Source organism: Shewanella sp. P1-14-1 (assembly GCF_001401775.1).
Taxonomy (GTDB): Bacteria; Pseudomonadota; Gammaproteobacteria; order Enterobacterales; family Shewanellaceae; genus Shewanella; species Shewanella japonica.
Map to the genome: position 1 here is coordinate 152,177 of NZ_LKTL01000012.1, position 7,152 is coordinate 159,328.

6 protein-coding genes are annotated in these 7,152 nt (G+C 39.3%); 2 read left to right on the forward strand and 4 right to left on the reverse strand.

Annotated features, from left to right (window positions below; genetic code table 11):
• Window positions 1–94: 94 nt before the first annotated feature.
• Window positions 95–1,495 (forward strand): asparagine--tRNA ligase, encoded by a 1,401-nt coding sequence (asnS, locus tag AN944_RS10750; protein WP_055024610.1) that lies wholly within the window; start codon window positions 95–97, stop codon window positions 1,493–1,495.
• A 58-nt stretch (window positions 1,496–1,553) separates the two neighbouring features.
• Here asnS and AN944_RS10755 read toward each other — a convergent pair whose 3' ends face one another.
• The 4 genes from AN944_RS10755 to AN944_RS10765 all read right to left on the reverse strand — a co-directional run bounded on the left by AN944_RS10755 (window position 1,554) and on the right by AN944_RS10765 (window position 4,226).
• Window positions 1,554–1,850, reverse strand: coding sequence for a hypothetical protein (locus tag AN944_RS10755; RefSeq protein ID WP_055024611.1), 297 nt, complete (start codon window positions 1,848–1,850; stop codon window positions 1,554–1,556).
• 142 nt (window positions 1,851–1,992) lie between these two features.
• Complete coding sequence (locus tag AN944_RS21630; protein ID WP_156003232.1) at window positions 1,993–2,133, reverse strand: hypothetical protein; 141 nt, start codon at window positions 2,131–2,133, stop codon at window positions 1,993–1,995.
• An 82-nt stretch (window positions 2,134–2,215) separates the two neighbouring features.
• Entirely contained in the window at window positions 2,216–2,806 is a 591-nt protein-coding gene (locus AN944_RS10760) for a hypothetical protein (RefSeq protein ID WP_055024612.1), read from the reverse strand.
• Window positions 2,807–2,978: 172 nt separating this feature from the next.
• The gene (locus AN944_RS10765) at window positions 2,979–4,226 is read right to left on the reverse strand and encodes an amidohydrolase family protein (RefSeq protein ID WP_055024613.1); all 1,248 of its coding nucleotides are present in this window, start codon (window positions 4,224–4,226) and stop codon (window positions 2,979–2,981) included.
• Between the two features lie 336 nt (window positions 4,227–4,562).
• On the opposite strand from AN944_RS10765, the gene AN944_RS10770 reads away from it, so the two are divergent.
• A complete protein-coding gene (locus tag AN944_RS10770) occupies window positions 4,563–6,608 on the forward strand; it encodes a S9 family peptidase (RefSeq protein ID WP_144430174.1) in 2,046 nt (681 codons plus the stop codon).
• The last annotated feature ends 544 nt before the right edge of the window (window positions 6,609–7,152 follow it).

Here is a 7,152-nt window from a genome sequence, read left to right on the forward strand (position 1 = left end):
GCGTCTAAGGGCGTTTTCGGCTTGTTAAACGCCGATATCAAGGTAATATAAAGCACTTATTTTTATCATTGATTCATTGGAGAACTAAGCAACAATGAGCATTACATCTGTCGCTTCTGTATTTAAAGGTGACTTCGCGATTGGTTCGCAAGTTACAGTTCGTGGTTGGGTTAGATCTCGCCGCGATTCTAAAGCTGGTATTTCATTCCTTGCTGTTTATGACGGTTCATGTTTTGACCCTATTCAAGGCGTAGTACCAAATAATTTAGATAATTATACTGATGAAGTGCTAAAGCTTACTGCTGGTTGTTCAGTTATCATGACTGGTGAAGTCGTGGAATCTCCAGGTAAAGGTCAAGCATTCGAAATACAAGTTACGCAGGTTGAAGTAGCTGGGTTTGTTGAAGATCCTGACACTTATCCTATGGCTGCAAAACGTCATTCGATTGAGCATTTACGTGAATTAGCACACCTTCGTCCACGTACTAACATCATTGGTGCGGTTGCACGTGTTCGTAACTGTTTATCGCAAGCCATTCACCGCTTCTATAACGAACAAGGTTACATTTGGGTATCAACCCCGTTAATCACTGCTTCTGACACAGAAGGTGCTGGTGAAATGTTCCGTGTATCAACACTAGACATGGAAAACTTACCTCGCACAGATAAAGGCAATGTTGACTTCGCAGAAGACTTTTTCGGTAAAGAATCATTTTTGACTGTATCAGGCCAATTGAATGCTGAAACTTATGCATGTGCTTTATCTAAAGTATATACATTTGGTCCGACTTTCCGTGCTGAAAACTCTAACACTAGCCGTCACTTGGCTGAGTTCTGGATGGTTGAACCTGAGGTTGCTTACGCTGACTTAGATGATGCAGCTAAACTCGCTGAAGACATGCTTAAATATTGTTTCCGTGCAGTGTTAGAAGAACGTCGTGACGATTTAGAGTTCTTCGCACAACGTGTTGAGAAAACGGCAATTGAACGTTTAGAAGCATTTGTAACAAGTGACTTCGCGCAAATTGATTACACTGATGCAATCGAAATTTTAAAAGCCTGCGATAAAGACTTTGAATTCGATGTTGAATGGGGTATCGACTTACACTCAGAACACGAACGTTACCTTGCTGAAGAGCATTTTAAAGCACCTGTTGTTGTTAAAAACTATCCGAAAGATATCAAAGCATTCTACATGCGCTTGAATGATGATGGTAAAACAGTGGCTGCGATGGATGTATTAGCACCTGGTATTGGTGAAATCATCGGTGGAGCACAACGTGAAGAACGTTTAGATGTGCTTGATGCTCGCTTAGCAGAAATGAAGTTAGATCAAGAAGATTACTGGTGGTACCGTGATTTACGTCGTTACGGCACTGTACCGCATGCAGGTTTCGGTTTAGGTTTTGAGCGTTTGGTATCTTATGTTACTGGTGTAAGCAACATCCGTGATGTAATCCCATTCCCACGTTCACCTAAATCAGCTAATTTTTAATCGTTGGCTTTATAAAAAAACGCGCTATATGCGCGTTTTTTTTGTGCATAAGAAACGACTAATTAATTTTCTCTACGCACAGTTCAATATATCCATAAATAGCAACAAGTACCATCCAAGGTAGCAGTAACCATAAATAATGGGTGCTAGCGGCTTCTTTAGAATATTGATATATAAGCAAGATAATGCTGGCAAAAATGCTCGCGCAATAGGTTAACCACAGGGCAATAATGACAGAGTTGTTTGTTTCAGTAATTTTATAGCCTGTTAACGCGCTTAATCCGAATATCAGCCCCATTGCAAGCGCTCCACCGACCAAAAACTGAATGGCTGAAGCCAATATAACTAAACCCATAGATTTTTATTTCCTTATAAAATGACAGCTTCTTATCCCTTGAAGCTCCAGTGTTATGTTGTATTGTGTTTTTATAGTAATAAATGATGAATCATCAACATAAGTATTCATCTCTATGATTAACTACTCATATCAAGCTCGTTTAATTGTTGGCTTTTTCACTCCCCTTCTTAAAATTAGATAATCCCCAAAATAAAATACCCGTGCCACTACAAGAAAGAAAAAAGAATAAACCCAATCCAACAGGCGAACCCCAAGAAAATGCAAAGTACAAAACGTCCATATTTTTTCCTTTTCAACATGTCTAATACAAGAAGATTGGATGCAATTGTGCATTATCACTGCTTTAATTAGCATTTAAGTTGTTACTTAAATCGTGCAACAACACTTTCGAACCAAGTACCCAGCGTAGACTTTCTACTATTTAAAAATAAATGTTCGAAATCTGCAGCGACTTCCATTGCAAGAATGCAATCATCAAAATGTGTTTTGAGATTATCGTCAGTAAATACAAAAACCTCTCCATCAAATTGGATACAATGTTCGTTATCATCAAGGATAGATATCAACAAACGTGTATTGGCTATCCATGATGCACGAGCATTAAAAAACATTGCTTGTTCTATTGCTTTTTTCTCAATTTTAGAAACGCCGCTATGAATAGATTGACTCAAGCCCTTCTGTTTATTGTTTACTAATGTATTTAAAAAATCGCTACCAGAATTAAGTACGTACTGACAATAAAAACGTTTGTATTGAGATAATAACAAAGACAAATGATCTAATCGTTCTACACCCTGTTTTCTAAATTCTTTTGAACTGAGATAACTTGGCTCAATAAACTCATGAAGATTAAGCGCATTTTGCTGCGAGGAAAAATAAGACTGAGCTTCAGACAGCGTCATGTTATCAGCAGTATTGCTACTAAGAACCTGCTCAAACGCTACTGCTTCCATCTCTAATTCCCATAAAGTGTCTGATTCATGCTAAAAGTGTGGTGTCTATTACTTATAATGGCGTTATTATGCACAAAACGAGATAACAAGGCATTAACAATGACAGTTTTATTCAAAAAAAGAGGCTAACGCCTCTTTTTTAAAACACTAATGGATTAATATTTGGAGCGAACTAAAGATCTTTATAAACCTTGCCATCTTTCATGACAAAACTGACGCTCAATAAAGCTGAAATATCCTTAAGTGGACTCTTTTTAGTCGCAATAATATCAGCAAATTTACCGGTTTCAATGGTACCTAATTTATCAGACATATCGATTAAATCAGCCGCATTCACTGTTGCAGACTGTAAAATATCACTATTGGACATACCAGCTTGGTGCATTAACACCGCTTCTTGTGCATTAATACCATGCTTTGACACGCCACTATCAGTACCAAACGCAATCTTGACGCCCGCCTTATATGACTTTTCGAAGTTAGCTAACATATCAGCGCCAACACGGATCGCTTTCGCTTTGATAGGTTTAGACATAAAATCAGATGTTTCAGCCATATCTACAACCGTCGCACCAGCCAATAATGTGGGCACTAAATACGCACCAGTTTGCTTAAATAGTTTGATGGTTTCGTCGTCTGCATAACTACCATGCTCGATACTGTCGACACCTGCACGCAATGCGGCATTAATCCCTGCAGTTGCATGGGCATGACTGGCTACTTTTCGGCCAAGATCATGTGCTGTTTGCACAATCTCTTTTAGCTCTAAATCAGTCATTTGTTGACCCGTACCCGTATTGGTATCCGATAATACTCCACCAGTTGACGCGACTTTAATCGCATCGGCACCGTATTTAATTGCGTGCCTGGTCATTTTTCGACACTCATAAGGTCCATCACAAAGCGTTTTAGGAGACTTCATTGCTAATAAATCTGGCGCCATTCCATCTGCATCTAAATGTCCTCCTGTGATAGAAATACCTGCAGCTGCAATAATTCGAGGCCCTTCTATCCAGCCCTTTTCAACACCATCTCGTAAAGCGTACATTTGCTCTGATTCACTCAGTAAATCACGCACTGTTGTAAAGCCAGCTAACAACGTTGTTTTGGCGTAATGAACACTTTTCATTGCGATATCAGCATCAGATAACTTTACTGTATCTTTCGTGTTATCTGGACCAAGTTCCATTTGTAAATGCACGTGCATGTCCATTAAACCTGGCATAACGAAACTGTTTGATAAATCGATTAACTTAGCGTCTTTTGCAATCGACTTAGCTGGAATAAAGCCTTTCCTGACATCAAGGATTTTACCATCTTTAACCACAATAGTTTGCTGAGTTAATGGCGACTTCCCTGGTATGGCAAGTAGCTCACCTGCATGAATAACTTGAGTAGCTGCGAATGCTGATTGAGCCATAACGCCGCTTAATAACAAGGATACTAGGCTAACAGAACTGCGAATAATAGTAGGTTTAAATGAGTGTTTATGATGATTTATCAGGGAATGAGTAAACATGAGTAGCGTCTTTTATAAGTTATTTATACGGGTAATATACCTAACAAAACACAAATGTAAACTAGGATTCACATCCCTTTAATATTATTTCTTAATATGCTAATTTACAGTAAAGACTAAATTTATTCGTCAAATCAGTATATAAAGGCTTATACAAAAGCTAAAGATTCATACTTCTCCAATGCTTATTTTACTCGTCAAGGAATACACATGAACAAAGGCATATATCTGGTGTTAATGCTGACGCCTATGGCCGTTGCTATTAGCTCAAGAATGGCAATTGCGGAAACTCAATCAGCGGTTACGCAAGCTAGCCCCGACAATACATTGCAACTTGAGGATATTTTTACCCTCGAATATGCCTCAAATCTTGAAATCAATAACGACGGAGATGAGGTATATTTTGTTCGAAACTACATGGATATTCAAAGTGATAAAAAGCTCGGCAATATCTGGAAGGTGGACAACAAAAAGCGTTTAACCCCTGTAACTAATGGCTTGCATGTGGACTTTTCTCCAACTTTATCACCCGATAACAGCAAGCTTGCTTATGTATCAACCGCGAGTGGTTCACCTCAAATACATATTAAATGGTTAGAAAGCGGTGATGTAGGCCAAATGAGCCATTTTAGTCATGCGCCCAGTAACCTTACTTGGTCACCTGATGGCACAAAAATAGCCTTTACTCGTTTTGTTCCAAGTAAACCAAAGTCAGTTGTATCTTTACCCGGTAAACCACATAACGCTAAGTGGGCTAAACCAGCAGTTTATATTGATGATATGTACTACCGTTTTGACGGTGCTGGTTTTACGAAACCTGGTCATAGCCATATTTTTGTCATGTCTGCTGATGGTGGCTCTGCTCGACAAATTACCCAAGGTCAATTTGATCATCGCAGCAACCTCAGTTGGACAAAAGACGGCAAACAGATAATTTATGCAACGAACACCCGTGAAGATAAAGAATTAGAATGGACTGATAGCAATATATTTAGTGTTGATGTCCAGACTCAAAAAGTTAGCCAACTCACTGACCGACTTGGGCCTGACAATGCACCTCATGTATCACCTAACGGTAATTACATTGCTTATTTAGGCTACGATCAACATCATATGAATTATGAGAACACTTTATTGTATGTCATGGATATTGATGGCAGCAATAAACGTGCAATCACGACTGATTTAGATCGCTCAATCAATAGCATCCAATGGGCTGACAATAGTAAAGCTGTGTATATGAGCTATCACGATAAAGGTGAAACTTATGTCGCTTATCAACCATTAAATGGTAAACGTAAGATAGTAGCTAAGAACCTCGGAGGCCTTGCATTTGGCCGACCTTATACAGGCAGTGATTTTGATGTAGCAGAGAATGGTACTATTGCTTTCACTTACTCTGATCCACAGCGCCCAGCAGATATTGCAATCACTCGAAAAGGCAAAACTCAACAGTTAACAGATCTCAATAGTGATGCTCTCGATTACAAAACATTAGCCGATATAAAAGAAATCAACGTCAAGTCGTCTTATGATGATCGTAATATTCAAGCATGGATTGCCTACCCACCTGGTTACAAAGCCGCAAAAGAGGCTGGCAAACAGTTTCCATTGATTTTAGAAATTCACGGTGGCCCAGTCACAAATTACGGTCCTCATTTTTCAGCAGAAGTGCAATTAATGGCAGCGAGCGGATATGTTGTTGTTTATGCAAACCCTCGAGGAAGTGATAGTTACGGTAAGGAGTTTGCCCAAACTATACATAACAACTACCCAAGCCAAGATTATGATGACTTAATGTCTGTGGTAGACGGTGTCATCGCCCAAGAGGCAATTAATAAGGACGCGCTATTTGTCACCGGTGGCTCGGGCGGAGGCGTATTAACAGCATGGATCATTGGTCACACCGATAGATTTAAAGCTGCTGTTGTCGCTAAGCCTGTCATTAACTGGTACAGCTTCGCATTAACAACAGATATTTATCCATTTGTTATCAAAAACTGGTTTAAAAAAATGCCATGGGAAGATACAGCTCACTACATGAAACTTTCACCAATAAGCTATGTAGGAAACGTTACAACTCCAACTATGCTATTAACTGGTGATGCGGATCAGCGAACGCCTATAGCAGAAACAGAGCAATACTACCAAGCACTAAAACTTCGCAATATCGATACAGCAATGGTTAGAATTCCAGATGCGCCACATGGGATTTATAAACGCCCAAGTAACTTAATGTCTAAAGTCGCTCATATTCTTTGGTGGTTCGAGAAATACCAATAGCTAAAAAAATATTATGCCCTTTCTAAGCCAGAGCCATGCTCTGGCTTTTTCATTAAAGTGTGTGAGGTTCTTATTAGAACTTCCTATCAATAGGTTACTCATTCATCGCTATTGGCTTTCTGAATATAGCAAAGAGAAAGGAATATGAAGCTACATTGATTACGCTACAACCCTATTGCTAAAACTTCAAAATAAAGAAAGCAAAAAGCCCGCTATAAAATAGCGAGCTTCTCTAAATATGGCGGAGAGATAGGGATTTGAACCCTATATCGATTGCGCTACAAACCATTTCGATAAAAGTTTGAATCCAAACACAAAAAAGCCCGCTATTACTAGCGGGCTCTTTCGATAAATATGGCGGAGAGATAAGGTTTTAACCCTACATCGATTACGCTACAAACCCATTGCCAGTATTTCAAAATAAAGAAAGCAAAAAGCCCGTTACTTTGCAGTAACGGGCTTTTCTAAATATGGCGGAGAGATAGGGATTTGAACCCTAGATGGGCTACAAACCCATGCCGGTTTTCAAGACCGGTGCATTCGA